Below are 20427 nucleotides of genomic sequence, written 5' to 3'. Positions count from 1 at the left end.
GTTGGCTCGATTCTTGACACACGTGGCAGGTGCCCTAGGGCCTGTCAGTTATTAATGATGTCGAATTTCAAATCACTACCCGGATTCCGTGAATTTTATCCTGAGGATTTTGTGGAGCGCCGCTTCCTCTTCCAGGTTTGGCGTCAAGTTGCCCGACGTTTTGGCTTTCAGGAATACGATGGACCGGTTCTGGAATCGCTGGAATTATTCAAGGCGAAGTCGGGCGACGAAATTGAATCTCAACTTTTTTGTTTTGAAGACAAAGGAGGCCGGGAAATTTCGCTACGACCCGAATTAACCCCGACACTCGCCCGAATGGTCGCCGCTCGGGCGAACGCTTTAAAGCGTCCGATCAAATGGTTTAGTGTCGGCGATAATTTTCGTTACGAGCGAATGCAGAAGGGTCGATTGAGATGCTTTACTCAGCTCAATGCCGATATACTGGGTGAGGCGGGTCCCGCCGCTGAAATCGAGCTGCTGGCGCTACTCGTCCAGATTTTTCAGGGATTCGGTCTTGGTGAAGACGACTTTTTTATCCGCCTCAGCGACCGAAATCTCTGGATGTTGTATTTGGAAGCCCAGGGATTTGCCGTGCAGTCCGCCAAGATTCTCGAAATCGTCGACAAGTGGGAACGTATGCCTGAGGAGGCGGCAAAGGAGAAGCTCGAGTCGATCGTGGGGGACTCTGCCGTTCAGGTGTGGGAATCGCTTCGGGCGTTTCTTGAGGTGAGGACGATTGCGGAACTTTCAAAGGCGTTTCAGTCCGTGTCCGTCAATTCTGAGCTAGACGAGGCCCTCGAGGCCCGTATTCGTGACTGGACTGAATTGCTTGGCGGACTCGATGCGATGGGAATCGGCAGCTATATAGAGATGGACCTGAGCATCGTACGGGGTTTGGCATACTATACCGGCTTCGTTTTTGAGGTCTTTGATCGGGCCAAGGAAAACCGTGCACTCGCAGGTGGGGGACGTTATAATAGCCTCATTCAAAAAATGGGTGGCCCGGAAATGCCGGCTGTGGGATTTGGTTTGGGGGATGTCGTGCTCGCTGACATTTTGCGGGAAAGAGGGCTCATGCCCAGGTTCGTTGACACTCTCGATGCTTATCTTGTGGTCGGAGGAGAAGAAGAGCGGGTCGCTGCCCTATCTGATGCCAACGTCCTGAGGCAGGCCGGATTTTCTGTGGACTATTCATTCAAGAGCCAAGCATTTGGAAAACAGTTTAAAGCGGCTTCTGCTTCTGGGGCGAGGTTCGCTCTCATTTATGGATCGGACGAACTCGAAAATGGCGTCGTGAAGATTCGGAATTTGTCGGACCGAAGCGAAGAGGAAGTGCCGAGAGCCCAACTGCCTCTGTTTTTGAGGGATCGTCTAGGCTAGTTTTTGAAATGCGTACGGATTCGCGAAGGACCCATAATCCGTTTAACGCTCTCATGGTTCTCGTGATCGCGGGCGTAGTGTTTTTCGCGATTTATGCCCGTCAGACCGCCCACGAATTTCTGTTTCGACCACCTCCAGTATCCTACGAAAGGGACTCAAGTTTTGAGTATGTCGTCGCGGATGACGGGATTGAGCTGAATGTATTCTGGGAGGGCGCGGGTAAGGATGCCTGGACCGTTCTTTACCTTTGCGGAAGCGAGGAAGATTTGTCGATGGCGATGCCGAAGCTTCGGAACTACCAGCTGAAAGGATACAATGTAGCCAGTTTTGAATATCGTGGCTATGGTTTTACAGAAGGGGCCCCGAATGAATCCAACCTATACGTAGACGCGGGCCTGGTGTACGACTATTTGCTCCGGCATAAGGGAGTCAGCGAGTCCAGACTGGTCTTGCATGGTCGATCAGTGGGAGGGGGAGTAGCGACTGAGCTCGCAACGAGTCGCGATCCAGCCCGTCTCATTCTCGAGTCCACATTCACCAGCGTTTACGAGAATCTTCTGTCTCTAAAATGGATTCCTGGAGATATGTTTGAGAACGAGAATAAGGCATCGAAAGTAGGTTGCCCGGTTTTGCTGATCCATGGTGGAGATGACGGCATCGTTGACGCAGCCAACAGCATTGCGCTTCGGGAGTCATTTGAAGGTGGGAATGTCTCCTTCCTCACGGTACCGGAAGCGGGTCATCGCAATGTGGATCGAGTCGGAGGTCTCGCCTACTGGACGGCGATCGAGCAATTCGTGCGTGGGTCCAAATCGGGGCTATAATCGAGCCTTTCTGCGGTCTGATTCATGACAGTATTATCTATTGCTTTTTAGTGGGTATCACCTTTGATGGGGCCTCTTTTTTCCAATGAAGATCCTAGTAGCCGATAAAATCTCTCCCATAGGAGTCGATTATCTCAAGAGCCAAGAAGGCTTCGAGGTAATTGAGATCTTTGACCTGCCCAAAGAAGAGCGGGCCGCAAAGCTGATGGAGCATGCTCCTGAGGTCTCAGGCATTATCGTTCGGAGCGACTCAAAGATCACGAAGGAAGTATTGGCGAACGCGTCAAATCTGAAGGCAGTCGGCCGGGCGGGAGTCGGAGTTGACAACATAGATATTCCTGCGGCCACAGACCACGGGGTGGTGGTGATGAACACCCCCGCTGGAAACACAATCGCGACGGCTGAGCTGACCTTCACGCATATGCTTTGCGGCGCAAGACCGGTTCCTCAGGCAGCCGCGTCCATGAGAGAGGGACGCTGGGATCGGAAGATTCTGGGTGGTAGCGAATTGCTGAGTAAAACGCTGGGTGTTTGCGGTATGGGACGCATCGGGAGTGAAGTCGCCAAGCGGGCGAAAGCCTTTGGGATGGATATCATCGCCTATGATCCGTTTCTCACAGAGGCTCGCGCGGAATCGATGGGCGTTGGGCCGGTCGAATTGGACGAGCTTTTCAGGCGTTCCGATTACATAACGGTTCACATGCCTTTGACGGACCAGACAAAGTACATGATCGACGAAGCGGCCTTCGAAAAGATGAAGGATGGCGTTCGCGTGTTCAATTGCGCTCGAGGAGGCATTATCAAAGAATCTGCTTTGGTCGATGCGCTGAACAGTGGAAAGGTTGCTGCGGCAGGTTTGGACGTCTATGAATCCGAGCCCCCTTCCGATGATCATCCCCTCCGGTCTCACCCAAACGTAAATCTCACTCCCCACTTGGGCGCGTCGACCCAAGAAGCTCAGGAGAGTGTGGGTATTGAAATAGCGAAGGCGGTTTCCGATGCCGTTCGTGGGGGAGAAATCCGTAACGCGATCAACATGCCTTCCCTGGACGCGTCCACGATTGAAAAAGTGGGTCCCTACCTCGACCTTTGTTCGAAGATTGGAACGTTCGTTCAGCAACTCGCATTGGACAAGATCGAGAGTCTCACCATTACCTACTATGGGAAAGTGGTGGATCTCGATTCGAACTCTCTGACACGAGGCGTGTTGAAGGGATTTCTCCAGAATATATCAGGAAGCAATGTCAATTTCGTGAATGCAATGGTGCTCGTGGAGCGCCTGGGTGTAGGCGTTGAAGTCGTTCGCTCGAGCGCGGAGACCGATTTTACCGAACTTATCAAAGTGCAAGCGAAGTGCCATAACGGGGAGTTTGTTTCAGTTGAAGGTACCTTGATGGGCAAGGGGAACTCGCCACGGGTTGTGGCGATTAATGGCCGCGACGTAGAAGTCGAGCCTTGTGGGTATCTCCTTGTGATTGCGAATAGCGATGAAACGGGAATCGTCGGTCTGCTGGGTACCATCATCGGCGATGCCGGGGTGAATATTGCTTCGATGTCCCTGGGCCGCAATGAGATTGGTGGAATCGCTTTGAATATCGCGGGCCTGGATAGCGAGGTAGATGACGTGACTATGGAGAAGATCCACGCCATTAAGGCGATCAAGCAGGCAAAGCTCGTCTATCTGGAATGTTGAGGTTTTTTCCATGTTGCTGGATCCTATAGCGGCTTCGTTTTCAGCCGGAATTGGCTATTTAGTCGGTTCACTTTCGTTTGGTTACTGGGTTGCCAAAGCCAATGGGGTGGATATTTTTTCGGTCGGAAGCAAAAGCGCAGGAGCGACCAATGTTAAGCGTTCTGTTGGCAATGTGGCAGGAAATGCTGTTTTCGTGCTTGATTTCTTCAAGGGTATACTGGCGACTGGGTGGCCTTTAATTGCGTATTCTAAACTGGAATACTCAGAAAGCTACGGATTGATTGGCCTGTTTGCTGCGGTGATCGGGCATTCGTTTTCTGTATTTACCCGCTTCCGTGGAGGAAAAGGCGTCGCCGCTATGCTGGGAGGTGTGGTCGCCTTAATGCCCTATGCTGCGTTGATTGGAATAATCGTTTGGCTTATAGTATTCTATACGACTCGATACGTATCCGTAGCATCTATACTGATGTCTGTTTCCTTACCTGTTTCGAACCGTTTGCTCGATTCAAGTGTATCGCTATTTTGGATGTCAATAGCACTGGCTCTGGTGGTAATCGTCCGGCACAAATCGAATATCTCCAGATTGCTAAAAGGAGAGGAAAACCGTTTTGAAAAAAAAATCGGCTAGAAAAGAGGAAAACCAATGAGCAATCGTACTATAAATATTGGGCTCTGCGGTTTTGGAGTAGTGGGGCAAGGTGTCTATGACCACTTGAAAAGCAAGCGGCAAGCGCTTCGAGAGCTTCTCGGTGCTGATATGTTTGTAACCCGAATCGCAGTCAGGGACCTGTCCAAAAAAAGGGACGTAGAAATTGACGAGAGTTCCGTTTCGAACGATCCAATCGCTATAGCCACTGATCCGAGTATCGATATCGTCTGTGAATTGATGGGGGGGACCGAGATCGCTCGCGAGGTCACGATTGCGGCTCTCAAAGCGAGTAAGATCGTTGTGACAGCCAATAAGGCGCTTCTCTGTGATCATGGTAGGGAATTGTTGTCGATTGCACAGGAGTTTGGAGGGCACTTGCTTTTCGAAGCCAGCGTGGCGGGTGGTATTCCAGTAATTAAAGCCATTCGTGAGGGATTGGTTATCAATGACTTTTCAAGCATTTACGGAATCCTGAACGGCACTTGTAACTACATTCTAACAAGAATGGCCAAGGAAGGCCTAAGTTATCAGGAAATCCTGGTTGAAGCGAAGAAGCTGGGCTATGCAGAAGCGGATGAGTCGCTTGACGTGGATGGAGTTGACGCGGCTCACAAGGCGGTTGTGCTCGCGTACCTTGCTCATGGCAAGTGGGTCGATTTCAAGAATGTTCGTTTGATGGGAATTAAGGATGTTTCTCAAGAGGACATACGTTTTGCGAAAGACAATGGATACGCTGTGAAGCTGATTGCTGTCGTTAACAAGGAAAGAGAAGGAAAGGCACTGCATGTATCCGTTCTGCCAACACTGGTGGAGAAAACGAGCTCTCTTGGGAGCGTTGACGGCGTTTATAATGCGGTTTCAGTCCACGGGGATGTGGTGGGCGAAACGGTTTACATTGGCCCGGGAGCGGGTCGTCACGCTACCGCTAGTGCCGTTATTTCGGATGTGGTTGATGCGGCGAAACTGCTGATATTCGGAGGGCCTGAAGGGCGTTTTCCATTCTTGGATTCAGCTCCAAAGAATGGTGGAGGCATAGAGGTAGCGAGGCCGAGTGAAATCCAATCCCGTTACTACATACGACTAGTGGTAATGGATCAACCGGGCGTCATGGCTGAGATCGCTTCGATTCTTGCATCGCACCAGGTTAGCCTTGCCAGTGTGGCTCAAAAGGAAGTGCCTGAAAAGGCGGAGCGCGCGTCATTGATAATAACGACGCACTTGACAACAGAAGAAGCAATCCAGCGAGCAGTGGCGGATTTAGGGGGTCTAGCGACGCTTGAGGAAGAGCCGTTCTGCATGCCGATTGGCACGATTTCGTGAGATTGAGAGAATCAGTGAGATGGCGCGTATTATAAAAAAGTTTGGCGGAACCTCCGTAGGAGACGTAGATCGTATCCAGAATGTGGCTCGCCTAATCAAGGAAGACCACGATAAGGGCAATCAGATTGTTGTGGTTGTATCCGCCCGCTCAGGGGTCACCAACGATTTGATCAATCGCGCAAAGGCGATCAATCGGAATCCAGCCGACCGGGAGATGGACATGCTTCTTGTTGCGGGTGAGCAGGAGACAATCGCATTGACCGCTATGGCCTTGCAGGCATTGGGCGTGGATGCGGTTTCCCTGACCGGGGCAATGGCAGGCATCAAAACGGACCCTTATCATACGAGAGCAAGAATTGTCAGTATGGACTGCAGGACCCTGATCGAACATTTGGATTCGAATCGAGTTGTGATTGTTGCAGGGTTCCAAGGGGCAGGTGAGCAAGGTCAAATAACGACCCTGGGCCGTGGAGGTTCCGACCTGTCGGCAATCGCTTTGGCCAAAGGCGTAGATGCGGACCTATGTCAGATCTACACAGATGTGGAGGGTGTGTATACTGCAGATCCTCGCATTGTCCCCAAGGCGAGGAAGCTGCCAGAGATTAGTTATGAAGAGATGCTTGAGCTTGCCAGCTTAGGTACCAAAGTCATGCAGGCCCGCTCAGTTGAGTTCTCGAACAAATTCAATGTTCCCTTTGAAGTTAGATCCAGTTTTAAAAATAAACCAGGCACGATCGTGAAAGAGGAAGTCAGTTCTATGGAAGACGTCGTGGTGCGCGGTGTCGCCCTCGATAAGAATCAAGCAAAAGTGATGGTTGCGAATATTCCGGACAAGCCGGGAACGGCCGCTCGGGTATTTAGGTCGCTCTCTGAGGCAAACGTCGTGGTCGATATGATCGTTCAGAACATTGGGCGAAACGGAGTGGCAAACCTCACTTTTACTGTTCCGCGGGATGACACTCACCGTGCCTCTCAAGCCGTGGAGGAAGTGCTGCAGGAACTGGGTGGAGGAAAGGTTACTCTTGTTGGAGATATCGCCAAGCTTTCCGTAGTGGGGGTTGGAATGCGTACGCACTCAGGCGTGGCAAGCCAGTTGTTTTCAGCTTTAAGCGATGCGGAAGTTAACATTCAGCTTATTAGCACCTCTGAAATAAAAATTTCGGTAGTGATCAATGAGAACGAGTCAGACCATGCTATTCGAGCCGTTCACTCAGCCTTTGGCTTGGACGTTGAATAATCCTCAATATGTATGAATTTCGTTAGTACAAGAGGATTGTCCGAACCTCATAGCTTTTCAGAAGCGGTGAAAATCGGTCTGGCGCCAGATGGCGGTCTTTTCGTTCCAGAGATACTGCCCAGTCTTAGCTTGAAGCTGTCTGGCTGGGAGGGGAAGTCTTATCCTGACTTGTGTGCGTCGTTCTTTCGTGAATTTGCTACCGATATTGAAGAGGAAGAACTAGTGGCGATGGTTGAAGAAGCGTATTCCAACTTTGATCACGCAGAGTACGCGCCATTGGTCTCGCTAAGCGAGTCCATTAGCGTTCTTGAGCTCTTTCATGGACCGACATTGGCATTCAAGGATTTCGCCCTTCAATTACTGGGGAAGCTATATGAGCGGCAAGTGTCTAAGACGGGATTGTTAATCAATGTCTTGGGCGCGACTTCTGGGGATACGGGCGCGGCAGCGATTAGCGGACTCGTAGGCAAGAAGGGAGTCAATGTATTCATTTTGTATCCAGATGGTCGTGTCTCGCCTTTGCAGGAGAGGCAAATGACATGTACGGGAGAAACCAATGTTTACCCGATGGCGATTACGGGAAGTTTCGATGAAGCGCAGGCGGCACTGAAAGAGGTGTTTGGTGACCGGGATTTTAGTCGGGCAGTGAATCTATCCGCCGTAAATTCCATCAATCTTGCCCGGATTCTTGCTCAGTGTGTGTACTATCTGTACGCGTGGCTTAAATTGCCCGTAGGCCAAAGAGAAAAGACTACTTTCGTTGTACCGACGGGTAACTTTGGCAATGTATTGGCAGGTTGGATGGCTAGCCAGATGGGCATGAAGGTCGCGGGTTTTAGGGTGGCTACCAACCGAAACGATATTCTGCACCGCTTTTTCTCTTCCGGGGACTACTCCGTAGATGATGCCTCAGCGAGTCTGGCTCCATCTATGGACATACAGGTTGCGTCGAATTTTGAGCGGTATCTTTATTTTGGTCTTGGTGAAGATGCGGATAAGACCCGTGAAGCCATGTCGGAATTCAAGCAAAAAGGGAAGTTCGAATCGCGTGACGATTCTCTTATAAAATCGATGTCGAGTTCGCGGATGGACGATTCTGAGATTTTCGAAACGATAAGTAATTTATACCATAAATATGGATACATAGCAGATCCGCACACGGCCTGCGCATTCAAAGACCTAGATGAATTTGAGCATTGCGTCATACTGTCAACGGCTCATCCTGCAAAATTTCCTGAAACCATTGAAGAAACGCTTGGCATCTCGGTTACGCATCCAAGCCTCGATAGCTTGAAGGAACGCCAGATCGTTAAACATCCCATTTCTGCGAATGCGGATGCCATAAAGGAATTTATCGCCTCCAAGCAAAAACCAGTTCAATCGTAAAAGCATTATGAGCAAGGCAAAGGTATTTATATATGATACAACTCTGAGAGACGGAACCCAGGGAGAGGGAGTATCTTTTTCGGTTACGGACAAATTGCGAATCGCAAAAAAGTTCGATCAGTTTGGCATCGATTATATCGAAGGCGGATGGCCTGGGTCGAATCCGAGAGACATGGCCTTTTTTGAGGAAGCGAAAAAGCTTGAATTAAAGCATGCCAAGATCGCTGCATTTGGATCAACGAGAAGGGGAAATCTCGCAGCAAAGGACGATCCGCAATTGCAGACATTGCTGCATGCGGAAACTCCGGTTGTCACTATATTCGGAAAAACTTGGCTTTTGCATGTCACTGAAGTTTTGCGAGTCGAGCCAGAGGAGAATCTGAGAATGATCGAGGATTCGGTCCGATTCCTCAAGGAGAATGGAAGGGAGGTCATCTATGACGCCGAGCATTTCTATGATGGCTACACGGATAGTCCCGAGTACGCACTAAAGACACTGGAAGCAGCCGTGAGAGGCGGCGCGGATTGCCTCGCTCTGTGTGACACGAACGGGGGAATGATGGTTGGGGCTCTTGCGAGCGGTACCCAAGCGGTCGTTGAAAAATTTCCCGACACTCAGGTTGGAGTACATTGCCACAATGATGCTGGAGTAGGGGTAGCGGTATCTCTTGCGGGAATTGAAGCCGGCGCGACGCATGTTCAGGGGACCTTCAACGGTTACGGCGAAAGAGTCGGTAACGCGAATCTAACTACGATAATTCCCAACCTCAGATTGAAGCTTGGCTTTGAAATGAATTGCAGCGGCAATCTCGAGAACTTGCGGGACATATCGTTGTTCTTGTCTGACTTGGCTAATCAATCCCATGATAAAAAGGCCCCATACGTCGGCCTTTCAGCGTTTACCCACAAGGGAGGCGCTCATGCTGATGCGACAAAGAAGGTAGGCCATAGTTATGAGCATATAAAGCCGGAGAAGGTTGGCAACAAGCAGCGTGTACTTGTTTCAGATATGGCGGGAAGAAGCAGCCTGTTGATGAAGGCCCAGGAGCTTGGGGTAAACATCGATAGAGATTCTCCGGAAACCAAAGCCATTATTGAGAAGCTTAAAGAGTTAGAGTATAGTGGATATGAATACGAGTCGGCGGATGCGTCTCTCCGTTTGCTGCTAGATAAATTAATCGGGCAGCATAAACCTCATTTTGAATTCGAGGGTTACCGCGTAATCGTTGAGAAGCGATCGCCGGATGAGCCGACAACTTCGGAAGCTACCATAAAGGTGAATGTTGATGGTGAACCCCACTACACCGTCGCGGAATCGAGCGGTCCTGTTGGAGCGCTGGACAGCGCTTTGAGGTTGGCTCTTTCCAAGACGTATCCAAACCTCGAGGATCTGGAGTTGAAGGACTACAAGGTACGTATATTGGCTTCTCAGGCGGGAGCGAATTCGAAAACACGGGTTTTGATTGAATCTGCAGATGGAGAGGAAATCTGGGGAACGGTTGGAGCTAGCGACAACATTATCGAAGCCAGCTGGCAAGCAATCCGGGACTCGGTCGAGTACAAGCTGATGCTCGATGGGAACAAGTGATTTTTGAGATCAGTTAGTATTCTAGAGTAAAGGTGCTATCAGTCTGCTGAGATCTTCGGCGATTGATTTTAGCAGCGGCTGCTTGTTTTCATCAGTATCAGTGAATGGCTCCGTGCTTTGGCAGAGTTCATCTACCCAGCTGGTAATTTCACCGATTTCTTTTTGAGAGTAGAAGAACGCGCCGAGTTCGTAGTTCACGAACAGGCTTCGCAAATCAATATTGGCTGAACCGGTCATAGCGATATCCTCGTCTACGAGGACGACTTTACCATGCATCATGCCATCATTAAATAGCAGTATCTCTACCCCGGCTTCTGAGAGTTCACGTAGAAAGTCATTTCTAGCGAGGTCGGTTATCGGGTGATTGGAGCGCCTCGGTATCAGGAGGCGGACGGACTTGCCAGAGCGAGCCTTTACCATAAGAGATCTTTGCAGAACTTCGTCTGGTATAAAGTAGGGCGTGACGATGGTGACACTCTTTTCAGCCTCTTGGATAATTGAGAGGATTTTTTCATATAGAGGATCCCCTCGGGTATCGGGGCCACTGACCATGATTTCAATGGTGCTTGGCTCACTTCCCTGGAATTCAGGAACGCTCTTAACCGGTCTTTGGACTTCGCCCTTCCTCCGGCAAGCGAATGCCCAGTCTGCTTCAAATATTGCCGAAAGCTGCATGACCGCGGGACCTTCAATGAGGAGACTTAAGTCTCTCCAGCGTTTCGGTGATTGGATGGGCCCCATGTATTCTTTTCCAATGTTGCGTCCTCCGATGATTACCCGTTTTCGATCGAAAATGGCCAGTTTCCTATGGTTCCTGAGATTGGCTCTGCCAAGCGATAGAAAGGGCAAGACGGGCATAAAGCGCTCAATTCTCCCCCCCGCTTTCGCCAGCTCCAACATATAGAGAGTTTTCATGCCAAATGAACCCACGGCGTCGAGGAGGAGTCTCACTTCAACTCCTGCCTGGGCTTTACGTGAGAGCTCCTTTACCACATTTCGCCCAATAGCGTCGTGGCTAAGAATGAACGTTGTGATCTCTATCGATTCTTTAGCCGCTCTAATTTCTCTTATGAGCGATATGAAAGCGTGTACGCCAGTGGGTTGCATCTCTGTTCGATTGCCTTTCGAAATCACGCCGAAGGCGGATGAACTAATCGTACCCGTTTCGTTTGGCAGAGCGATGTTTAAAGGACTCTTATTGCGAGTGAGTCGTGAGATCTTTCGCCCTCCGAAGATCAGGTATAGAGGTACGCCAAGAGGAGGAACGAACCAAATGACCAACAGCCAGGCGACGGTAGCGCTTGGCCGCCTTTTCTCCCGCATGAGCCGAGCAATTAAAACAAACGCCAATCCAAACCCGAGGTAGGTACCCAAGTAGGGCCATATGGCTACTACGTATGAGGACAAATCCATGGATTTTTGAAAATCACGGGTCCCTGAGCTAAATGAGAGCTCCCTCGTGCTTGAGCAGCCATTCCTTTCGCCAAAGTTCGCCTGCGTAACCGATTAAGGAACCGCTCTTTCCCACAACTCGATGGCAAGGGACGAGAATGGGCAGGGGATTACGGTTGTTTGCGAGACCAACCGCTCTCGATGCTTTGGGGTTTCCAATCCGTTCGGCAATTGCGCCGTAATGGATAGTTGACGCGGCTAAGAGTTTTTGGAGCTCACTCCAGACGCTTTCTTGGAAGGGACTTCCTGTAGCGGCGGTTGGGGTCTTAAAGGTGCTCAATTTTCCTGAAAAGTAAAGATCCAGCTCCCGAATAGCGCTCTTGAGTTGGGGATTGGAGGATTGGTTGGGCGAGTGGTTGGCCGAACTGGGCTGATTCATGAATTCGATCGAGCAGATTCCCATTTGATTCGCTCTGATTCTGAGTTCGCCGATAGGAGATTGGTAGAAAATTGAGTTTATGATGCCGAAATCATGGCTCCTCGGGAACAAACTTCAACTGTGTAATTATAGGCCTCTGGGAAGGCTGGCTTTACGAACCGGGGGAATCAAAGAGGCTTGTAGTACCGATATCCGGATAGGGTCTCAAATACGGTGCTCTCGCTATTCGAACCAATGGAGCGAAGACCCCGCTCGTTGTCGACGATGTCGTTTAGCTTAAAGACACACCCATTCATCAAGAGGCGGGAATTAGATTCCGCCTAGCGGTATCCGAGCACCTGAAATTCATCGATGAGGTTCTGAATCTTGAAGTCGTCTAACGCTGATTTTAAGTTACGCGTATGTAACAATTAACATACGTTTAGGTTAAGAAATCGCGCAGTTTTAGGATGGTGTTGACAGATGAATAATACAATTTGTATCGATTTTTCTTCTACAGGAAGAATCAAACTGACACAGATCTTATGGAAAAACTATCATTAATTACGGGCCTCAGGCTTATTTTGGCAATCCAATGCGTTAGCATCACGATTGCATACTCACAAAACGCAAATGTCGTTGGTCGAGTGACGGATAATTATACCGAGCTCGCTCTTGGCGGGGCGCTCGTTCAAGTGTTGGATAGCGAGATTAAGGGATACACTGACGATCAAGGAAATTTCGTACTGGCTAACGTGCCCCCAGGTGAGAAGACGATTCGCATCTCCTATCTTGGATACGACCCAATCAGCAAGTCTGTGAGCGTCCCCTCCGACGGCATTGCTCGGGTCGATGCGAGTTTCGCCACGAGCGCGATAGAGCTAGAAGCGTTTCGCGTCCAAGGCTCGCTAGTCGGAACGGCCCGAGCTTTGAATAGTCAAAGGGCTGCAGATTCGTTGAGCAATATCATCGCTTCCGATGAAATTGGCAACTTTCCAGATCAAAACGCCGCGGAGTCATTACAGCGCATTCCTGGCGTAGCACTCTATCGAGACCAAGGCGAGGGGCGATATGTCGTGTTGCGCGGCTTAAATTACACATACACTTCGGTCGAATTGGATGGAGCTGCCTTCGCTGGGGCCGATATGGGCGAACGGGCGACGGCGTTGGATGGCGTTTCTTCCGACATGCTTGCCTCGATCGAGGTCACTAAGGTTCCAACTCCTGACATGGACGCAGAGGGCATTGCGGGCAAGGTGAACATCAAAACCAAGAGCCCATTCGATGGCGACGTCTTCAATGCCAAGTTCGGTTTACAAACGACCTACTCTGACATCACTGGAGATTGGAGCCACAAATTCAATGGCGAGACCACTTGGCTCGCTGAGGACGGCAAGTGGGGCTTCCTCATCGCTCCTTCTTTTCAGAGTCGCGAGTATGCTTCTCACAACTACGAAATTGCAGATGCCTGGGACGAGGAAGACGGAATTTATTTCCCTGAAGAAATCCAATACCGCGAGTATGTGATCGATCGCGAGCGCAAGGGCATTACAGCTACCATCGAAACGAGGCCAAATGATGAAACGAAGGTCTACATCAAAACGAGCTACAATAACTTTAAGGATACCGAGGAGCGCCATCGCACGATCATTCCCTTCGAAGACGGAGAGTTGACGGCATTCGATGATTCTTCTGGCACTGTTGAAAACGTGGAAGATATCGCCCGTCGTCTTCGTCAGCGTACAAAGGATCAAGAAACTATCGGTGCGATCGTCGGCTTTGAGAAACTAGTCGAAAATTGGACTCTGGATGGCCGTGTAGGGATTTCGAATGGCAAGGAAACTCGCCCCAACGAAACCTCGGCTCGCTTCAGGCGCCGCGATGGAGACGTGAGCTTCAACTACAGTTTCACCAATCCCTACGATTTCACTGTGAACCAAATAGATGGTCCAAATTTCCAAGAGCCGTCGACTTTCAGCGATTTGCACAGGGTCGAGGTCACCAACGAAGTAGGCGAAGAGGATTCCTTGGATCTTGCTCTCAACGCTCGCTTCGACTTCCAGGGGGATTTTCGGAAATACGTCAAATTCGGTGTTCGCATGCGCAAAAAGGAGAAGAGCAGCGAGGCGGAATTGATCGAATACGAAGACGGGCCGTCTTCATTTTCGTATGTGAACTTGGCAGGCCCTATTTCTAGCTACCGATTTTTGAGAACTCCTCAAATCGATGGCTCGAAGGTGAACGCGGCCTTTTTCGGTAACGAGAGTTCTTTCGAATCGGAGCGGCACGTTGAAGACAGTACCGTAGACGACTGGAATTCAGAAGAAGACATTCTAGCACTGTATGCCATGAGTGGCTGGACAGCAGGCAAATCAAGCTTCATTGCGGGAGCCAGATTCGAGGAAACAGATTTCGATACGAGTGGCTTTCAATTTCTGGAAGACAGCGAGACCTTCTCCCCGATTTCCGAATCTCACAGCTACGACAACTTTCTCCCAAGCTTCCAGTGGCGGTACGATGCTACCGATAATCTGGTATACCGTGCTTCTTGGTCGAACTCCTTGGCTCGCCCAGGATTCGGAGAAACCGCTTATCGCAGCTTCATTAACGACGACGGAGACGAGATCGAAATTGGTAACCCTCTCTTGGAGACCCTAGAGTCGACCAACTGGGATGCGTCGGTCGAATACTATCTACCTTCTCTAGGCGTGGTTTCCGCAGCCGTCTTCATCAAGGACATTGAGAATTTCGCTTACGAGCAAGGTTACGAGCGCGAAGACAATCCCGAAATTTTCGATACCTTATTAGGCAGTGGCTCCGTATTCGACGAAATCGAAGAGATCACTACCTTTGCTAATGGAAGCGTTGGAGATATTAGGGGACTCGAGCTCGCTTACCAACAGGAACTCGGGTTTCTTGGAAATTCGCTCGAAGGATTCGGCTTGATGGCGAATATTACTTTCCTCGACAGCGAGGCTACCTATCCCGGCCGAGATGACGTCGTACCATTCGTCGGACAAAGCGACGCCGTAGGCAACTTGGCTTTGACTTATGAGAAGGGCAAATTCTTCGGGCGTATCGCCTTGAACTGGCGTAGCGAGCGTCTGCGAGAAGATGAGACGATCGGGGGCGATGTTTATGAGGATATCTACGTCGATGATTTCAACCAGATCGATCTTACATTCCGCTATCGTGCGACGAAGAATTGGACAGTTTACACTGAGCTCATAAATATCACAGATGAGCCTTTCCACGTATTCCTAAAGTCACCCACTGGGTCTCCAGACCGTCTTGGTCAGATCGAAGAATACGGATGGAGTTCGAATGTCGGTTTCCGCTGGCACTATTGACACAATTTTTCATCATACCGTTAGATATACAGCCGCAGACTTGCCTTAAGCGAGCTGCGGCTCAATTTTTGTTTTGTGAAAAAGATTGTTTGCGTAGGAGCCTGGCTTTCCGTGATGGGGCTGGCTCAACCTGGGGAAGAAGAAATAGTAGTAAAGGAGGTGTTCTTTACGACGGACCAGTCTCGGGAGAATATCGATTCTCCAGCGGTGTGGCACGCACGGGATGGGCGTAATCTGCTTTTCGCTACGAGCAAAGTGGGGCACTCTGTAAATGTGTTCGATGCTGAGAATGGAGCAATGGTTAGTCGATTGGGCGGTCTTGGGTCCGAACTCGGCCAGTTCAATCGCCCTAATGGCATATGGGTGATCGATGACTATTTGTTGGTGGTCGAGCGTGACAACCGCCGCGTGCAAGTAATCTATCTGCCGACCATGGTAGGCATCGCGACGTTCGGAGAGAGCGAACTGAGGAAGCCATACGGCCTTTATGTTCGCCCGATGGGCAGAGGAGAATACGAAGTGTATGTAACGGATAACTATGAAAGCCCGAGCGAAGAGATACCTGCGGATAAGGATCTAGATCGGCGCGTGAATCGGTATTTGCTGGAAACCGCGGGTTCGACTGCAGATGGCGAATGGGAAGAGGCGTTTGGAGCCACCTCAGGCAATGGGCGTTTGTACGTCGTCGAATCGGTTTACGGAGACCCAGCCCACAATCGACTCTTGGTCGCCGAGGAATTAGAAGACGATATTAAAGGGCGCCAAGTAAAGGTCTACGATTTCGAAGGGAATTTCACGGGAGAAACCTTCGGGCAAGGGATATTCAAAAGCCAGGTCGAGGGCATCGCACTGTATAAAATCTCTGATTTGGAAGGATATTGGATCGTAACGGATCAAGGCAAGATCGAGAATTGGTACCATATTTTCGACCGTGAAAGCTTTACCCATGTAGGAAGTTTTTCGGGCGAAAGGACTTTGAATACTGACGGTGTTTGGCTAAGCCAGAAGTCCCTGTCTCGCTTCCCGCATGGTGTATTCTACGCGTGCGATAATGATCGTGCAGTATCAGCCTTCGACTTGGGAGATATCTTGACTGGATTGGGACTAAGGCTGGCGGAATGAGGTAGCGAATAGATCTTTAATCCAGGCGGATCGTCCGCCTCCGCGTCATGGGAGAACCCCAAGTCCTCAATGGGCGTGAGCAGTAGCTCGTCCTCCTTCGGCTCTGTTGAGGCTTTTGAGCAGCCGAACAACAGAAAGGAAATAAGCAGGGCAACGCACAAAAATCTCACGTGATTCAAGCAGGTTACACAGTGAGCTTAGCAGAACAAATTCTAAAACTGAGAATACCTGAAATGGGCCAAAAATGGCATAAAATGAGCCAAATTTGACGATTTTTGGCTGTTTTTGGGCTAAAATGGCCTATTTTTAGTCAAAAATGAAAATGGCACATCGGGATGCTGGGAGGGTAGCCACCAGGGTGTTGGGCGAGTAGATCGTTCGAACCGTCCAGATCGTCTTTAATTGAATGGTCAGCAGCAACCAGAATCTGGACAGCAGTCGGATGAAGGTTCGGAATCAAGGCCTTCCACTTGTTCAGGGATGCCACATTTATCTTTCGCGAGACAGTCGGTTTGAGTCGGGGTCAAAAGAAACCTATCTTTGTCAATCGACAGACCATAGCGTCCTATCGTGTCACGCTGGTATTCAATCTCTACTTCGAGATTTTCCAAACCAAGGGTATCTTCTGCAATTTCGATTATTTGAAGAATCTTTTGAGGCTGAATTCTGTGTTCGTAGTCATCTGCACTCCAAAGCTGAAAGGTGATGACTTCCTCTTCGCGGACAGTGCCCCCGCAGTCGACGTAAAGCTTATTCGATTTTCCGACTTCGGTTACATGGAAATGCGGAGGGACGTATTCACCACTGGGTAAGACGAAGGTGATTTCGTCGCGTTGTTGCAGAGAATGCTTAAGCTCTTTAAGGTTCATGATTTGTTTATTTTACTGGTCCTAGAGTGGCGTGGGGAGTGTTTTCACAGGATAACGGAGACAGAGATTGCCCCATAGGGCGACAATTTTTTTCTGGGGGCTGTTGATCAATATTACCACAGCGACCGCAGGATCAGCGACACCCCACCCCCCTCGTTTTTTGCAACCGTGTGTTATGATCCAGATGAAAAATCCTACTCGAACGACAATGAAACTTGATGAGCAGTGTACCACTTAGTGTACCATTTCACCTGTCAGTTTGAACCTATTTCAATTTAAACCCTTTGTATCAATTACTTATATAATAGCAGAGAGAGCGAGATTCGAACCTGTGGTACTAACAACCGCTATTTCAACCCCAGATTTAGGATCACTTTAGCAAGAATCCTTCCTTTATCAGAGGGATTCTATCTTCTAGCCGACTGGGAGTATCAGCCAAAATCCAAGGAACTGATTTCCTTGAGAGCGGTACGCACGTCCTTCACCTTCACGACTTCTGAAGATCTGATATAGGCTGAAAGAAGAGCCTTGTCGCAAATATTGTTGATGATCCGAGGTACCCCCCGTGATTTCCAATGGATCCAACGTACTGCCCAACTGGTGAAAAACGGAATTCCTTGGCCACCGGCCATCGCGATACGGTGGTGTATGTATTGCTCTACCTGATAGCGATTTAGAGGGACTAGCTCGGTGTGGACCAGGATTCGTTGGCGGAGCTGGCGCAGTCTATTTTCACCCAGGATCCGCTTAAACTCGGGCTGTCCCATTAGGATGATCTGAAGCAACTTCTGCTTGTCGGTCTCCAGGTTCGAGAGCAGACGGAGCTGTTCAAGGAGGTCAAAGGTGAGGTTCTGGGCCTCGTCAATGATCAGAAGGATGTCTTTCCCCCGCTGGATTCGGTCCAAGAGGACGTCATTAACCTGTTTTACGAGGCCGCTCCGACTTCGGCTAGAGCCTTCCTCTCCGAGTTCAGAGAGGATCGTTTTCAGGAGCTGGGTCTCGGTGATACGAGGGTTGAGGATCAAGGCGCTCTCGTACTTCTCGTCGTCAATCTCATTAATGAAATGACGACAAAGCGTGGTCTTTCCGCATCCTACTTCTCCGGTCAACACTATAAATCCCTTTTTCTCTGCTATGCCGTACTTCAGGTGCTGGAGGGCCTCCTGGTGAGTCGGGCTCAAGTAGAGAAAGTTGGGATCGGGAGTAATGTTGAACGGCATCTCTTTGAGGCCGTAGAAACTCTGATACATTTGAGTAAATTTCTTCTTAAATTAAGGGAAGGCTGCAATTATAATTTTGCAAAGGAGAAAGGTTTATTCGTATTTAGCACTTGTCTATCATGAGTACCACCCGAATCTTAAATCTCTTGTTCCTCATAGTTTTCCTTTTGGCGAGCGGATTCGCACTTTCTCATCTAAATGCGCGTTACGATAAGCTGGTGGCGGCTCGAGAATCAGAGCAATTGGCTAAGAGCCAGCTTGCGGAAATCGAAGCCAAAATCGGGTCTAAGAAAAGCTCTCTTGAACGGTTGAACCATGATCCTGAATACGTGGAAAAGGTCATTCGCCAGAAATTGAATTACGCCAAGGCAGAAGAAACGGTCTTCAAGTTTGAGTTTGACGACCGTTAGAAGGGCCGTGGGTTGAATACACCCGTTTCGACTTGAATACCATGGATACCAAGGAACTTTTCGAACAGAAAGGTCAGGGGCATGTTTTTCAGTATTGGGAATCGCTTGACGAAGAGGAAAAGAGAGTCCTGCAGGAGCAGGCAGATGAAATCGATCTCGACGAGTTAGACGGTTTAGTGAAGCAATTGGTTCTCTCGAAAAAAGGGAGCTCTACAATAGACTTCAGCAGCCTAGATCCCGCTCCTTACGAGCCCCTCCCCGGTGATATTCTTGGAGACGAGAAGTGGCAGAAAGCAAAAATAGATGGAGAAGCTGCTCTGTGTGCCGGACGAGTGGCCGCGTTCACCGTAGCGGGTGGCCAAGGCACACGTTTGGGTTACGACGGGCCAAAGGGGACTTATCCCATCTCGCCCGTCAATAATAAAACCTTGTTCCAGTTGTTCGCAGAAAAAATAAGGGCAGCGAGGTGTCGGTATGATTGTGAAATTCCCTGGTACCTCATGACCAGCCATGTCAATCATGAGGCAACCGTCTCCTTCTTTCGGGAGAACGATCACTTTGGGCTTGGGGAAGACAGTGTACGTTTCTTTAGGCAAGGACGTATGCCGGCCGTCGATTTTGAAGGCAAAATCTTGATGGAATCAAAAAGGAGTATCGCGATGAGCCCCGATGGCCACGGCGGAGCCTTAAGAGCATTGGAAAGAAATGGGATCCTCGATGAGATGGAGGCCAAGGGGATCGACTTGATGAGCTATTTCCAAGTGGATAATCCCCATGTCCAAGTGATTGACCCTTATTTTCTTGGATTCCATATTCTCTCTGGCTCTTCGATGTCGAGTAAAATGCTTCCGAAGGCCTACGAGAAAGAAAAGCTGGGGCACTTTTGCGTTTTGGGAGATCGACTTGAAATCGTTGAATACAGCGACATGCCCGACGAGTTGACCGCCCAAAGGGATGAAAAGGGGCAATTGAGATTCATTGCCGGAAGTGTGGCGATCCACATCGTTTCGGTTGACTTCATTAGAAAGTTGACGGGCAAAAATAGCTCCATCGCTTTGCCCTTCCACAAGGCTTTGAAGAAGATAGCCTGTTTAGGTTCAAACGGGGAAAAGGTTTTCCCAAGCGAGCCGAATGGGCTTAAATTTGAGCTCTTCGTTTTTGATGCGTTGCCTTTCGCGGGGAAGCCGATGATCATCGAGACGACTCGATTGGGCGATTTCAGTCCCGTCAAGAATGCCGAAGGCGTGGATTCGGCGGTTACCTGCCGCGCGGACCAGCAGCGGTTATTTGCCCAGTGGCTAACCGATGTAGGGGTTTCAGTTGAAAAAGATAGTGAGGGAGTTCCCTTGCGGAAGATCGAAGTGTCGCCACTATTTGGATATGATTTAGAGACGTTTCGAGAGTCTTGGGAAAAACGTGGCCTAGACACCGATTTTTCTCAGGATACCTATATTGAGTAGTTTTCCGAAGAGAGGGCAGTTCGGGCGGAAATACAAGTTACTTTCCATTAAGTGTGAATTCCCACTCGTTCCCGCTTGCTCGGAAGGCAAAGAAGGTTGCGTCTGACGG

16 protein-coding genes are annotated in these 20427 nt (G+C 49.7%); 12 read left to right on the top strand and 4 right to left on the bottom strand.

Annotation, left to right across the window (positions count from 1 at the left end; translation table 11 throughout):
* The first annotated feature begins 57 nt into the window (after positions 1-57).
* From hisS to cimA, 8 genes are all read left to right on the top strand, one after another.
* Entirely contained in the window at positions 58-1380 is a 1323-nt protein-coding gene (gene hisS / locus GA004_RS17120; RefSeq protein WP_283395097.1) for a histidine--tRNA ligase, read from the top strand.
* 8 nt (positions 1381-1388) lie between these two features.
* The gene (locus GA004_RS17115; protein WP_283395096.1) at positions 1389-2204 is read left to right on the top strand and encodes an alpha/beta hydrolase; all 816 of its coding nucleotides are present in this window, start codon (positions 1389-1391) and stop codon (positions 2202-2204) included.
* A gap of 85 nt (positions 2205-2289) precedes the next feature.
* Positions 2290-3897 carry a phosphoglycerate dehydrogenase gene (gene serA / locus GA004_RS17110; RefSeq protein WP_283395095.1) on the top strand — a complete coding sequence of 536 codons (1608 nt, stop codon included), beginning with the start codon at positions 2290-2292 and terminating at the stop codon, positions 3895-3897.
* Positions 3898-3907: 10 nt separating this feature from the next.
* Positions 3908-4525, top strand: coding sequence for a glycerol-3-phosphate 1-O-acyltransferase PlsY (plsY, locus tag GA004_RS17105; RefSeq protein ID WP_283395094.1), 618 nt, complete (start codon positions 3908-3910; stop codon positions 4523-4525).
* A gap of 15 nt (positions 4526-4540) precedes the next feature.
* Complete coding sequence (locus GA004_RS17100) at positions 4541-5866, top strand: homoserine dehydrogenase (RefSeq protein WP_283395093.1); 1326 nt, start codon at positions 4541-4543, stop codon at positions 5864-5866.
* A gap of 19 nt (positions 5867-5885) precedes the next feature.
* Positions 5886-7103 carry an aspartate kinase gene (locus GA004_RS17095; protein ID WP_283395092.1) on the top strand — a complete coding sequence of 406 codons (1218 nt, stop codon included), beginning with the start codon at positions 5886-5888 and terminating at the stop codon, positions 7101-7103.
* 12 nt (positions 7104-7115) lie between these two features.
* Entirely contained in the window at positions 7116-8489 is a 1374-nt protein-coding gene (thrC, locus tag GA004_RS17090) for a threonine synthase (protein WP_283395091.1), read from the top strand.
* 7 nt (positions 8490-8496) lie between these two features.
* Positions 8497-10077: a citramalate synthase gene (gene cimA, locus GA004_RS17085; RefSeq protein ID WP_283395090.1), complete on the top strand. Its 1581-nt coding sequence runs from the start codon at positions 8497-8499 to the stop codon at positions 10075-10077.
* Between the two features lie 21 nt (positions 10078-10098).
* Here the strand turns inward: cimA and GA004_RS17080 are convergent, their stop codons facing one another.
* Together GA004_RS17080 and GA004_RS17075 are read right to left on the bottom strand one after the other, a co-directional pair.
* A complete protein-coding gene (locus tag GA004_RS17080; RefSeq protein ID WP_283395089.1) occupies positions 10099-11490 on the bottom strand; it encodes a phospholipase D-like domain-containing protein in 1392 nt (463 codons plus the stop codon).
* Between the two features lie 28 nt (positions 11491-11518).
* Complete coding sequence (locus GA004_RS17075; protein ID WP_343218870.1) at positions 11519-11989, bottom strand: methylated-DNA--[protein]-cysteine S-methyltransferase; 471 nt, start codon at positions 11987-11989, stop codon at positions 11519-11521.
* A 443-nt stretch (positions 11990-12432) separates the two neighbouring features.
* Here GA004_RS17075 and GA004_RS17070 point away from each other — a divergent pair, with 443 nt between their 5' ends.
* Positions 12433-15237: a TonB-dependent receptor gene (locus GA004_RS17070; RefSeq protein WP_283395087.1), complete on the top strand. Its 2805-nt coding sequence runs from the start codon at positions 12433-12435 to the stop codon at positions 15235-15237.
* Positions 15238-15312: 75 nt separating this feature from the next.
* A complete protein-coding gene (locus tag GA004_RS17065) occupies positions 15313-16359 on the top strand; it encodes a phytase (RefSeq protein WP_283395086.1) in 1047 nt (348 codons plus the stop codon).
* A 410-nt stretch (positions 16360-16769) separates the two neighbouring features.
* Here the strand turns inward: GA004_RS17065 and GA004_RS17060 are convergent, their stop codons facing one another.
* Together GA004_RS17060 and GA004_RS17055 are read right to left on the bottom strand one after the other, a co-directional pair.
* Positions 16770-17228: a DUF6428 family protein gene (locus GA004_RS17060; protein ID WP_283395085.1), complete on the bottom strand. Its 459-nt coding sequence runs from the start codon at positions 17226-17228 to the stop codon at positions 16770-16772.
* 431 nt (positions 17229-17659) lie between these two features.
* On the bottom strand, positions 17660-18478 hold the full coding sequence (locus GA004_RS17055; RefSeq protein ID WP_283395084.1) for an ExeA family protein: 819 nt from the start codon (positions 18476-18478) through the stop codon (positions 17660-17662).
* A gap of 89 nt (positions 18479-18567) precedes the next feature.
* Here GA004_RS17055 and GA004_RS17050 point away from each other — a divergent pair, with 89 nt between their 5' ends.
* Entirely contained in the window at positions 18568-18858 is a 291-nt protein-coding gene (locus tag GA004_RS17050) for an FtsB family cell division protein (RefSeq protein WP_283395083.1), read from the top strand.
* A gap of 41 nt (positions 18859-18899) precedes the next feature.
* Complete coding sequence (locus tag GA004_RS17045) at positions 18900-20318, top strand: UTP--glucose-1-phosphate uridylyltransferase (RefSeq protein ID WP_283395082.1); 1419 nt, start codon at positions 18900-18902, stop codon at positions 20316-20318.
* The last annotated feature ends 109 nt before the right edge of the window (positions 20319-20427 follow it).

Origin of the sequence: Candidatus Pelagisphaera phototrophica (genome assembly GCF_014529625.1) — a bacterium.
GTDB lineage: Bacteria > Verrucomicrobiota > Verrucomicrobiia > Opitutales > Opitutaceae > Pelagisphaera > Pelagisphaera phototrophica.
This window is presented reverse-complemented; position numbering and strand designations above follow the sequence as displayed.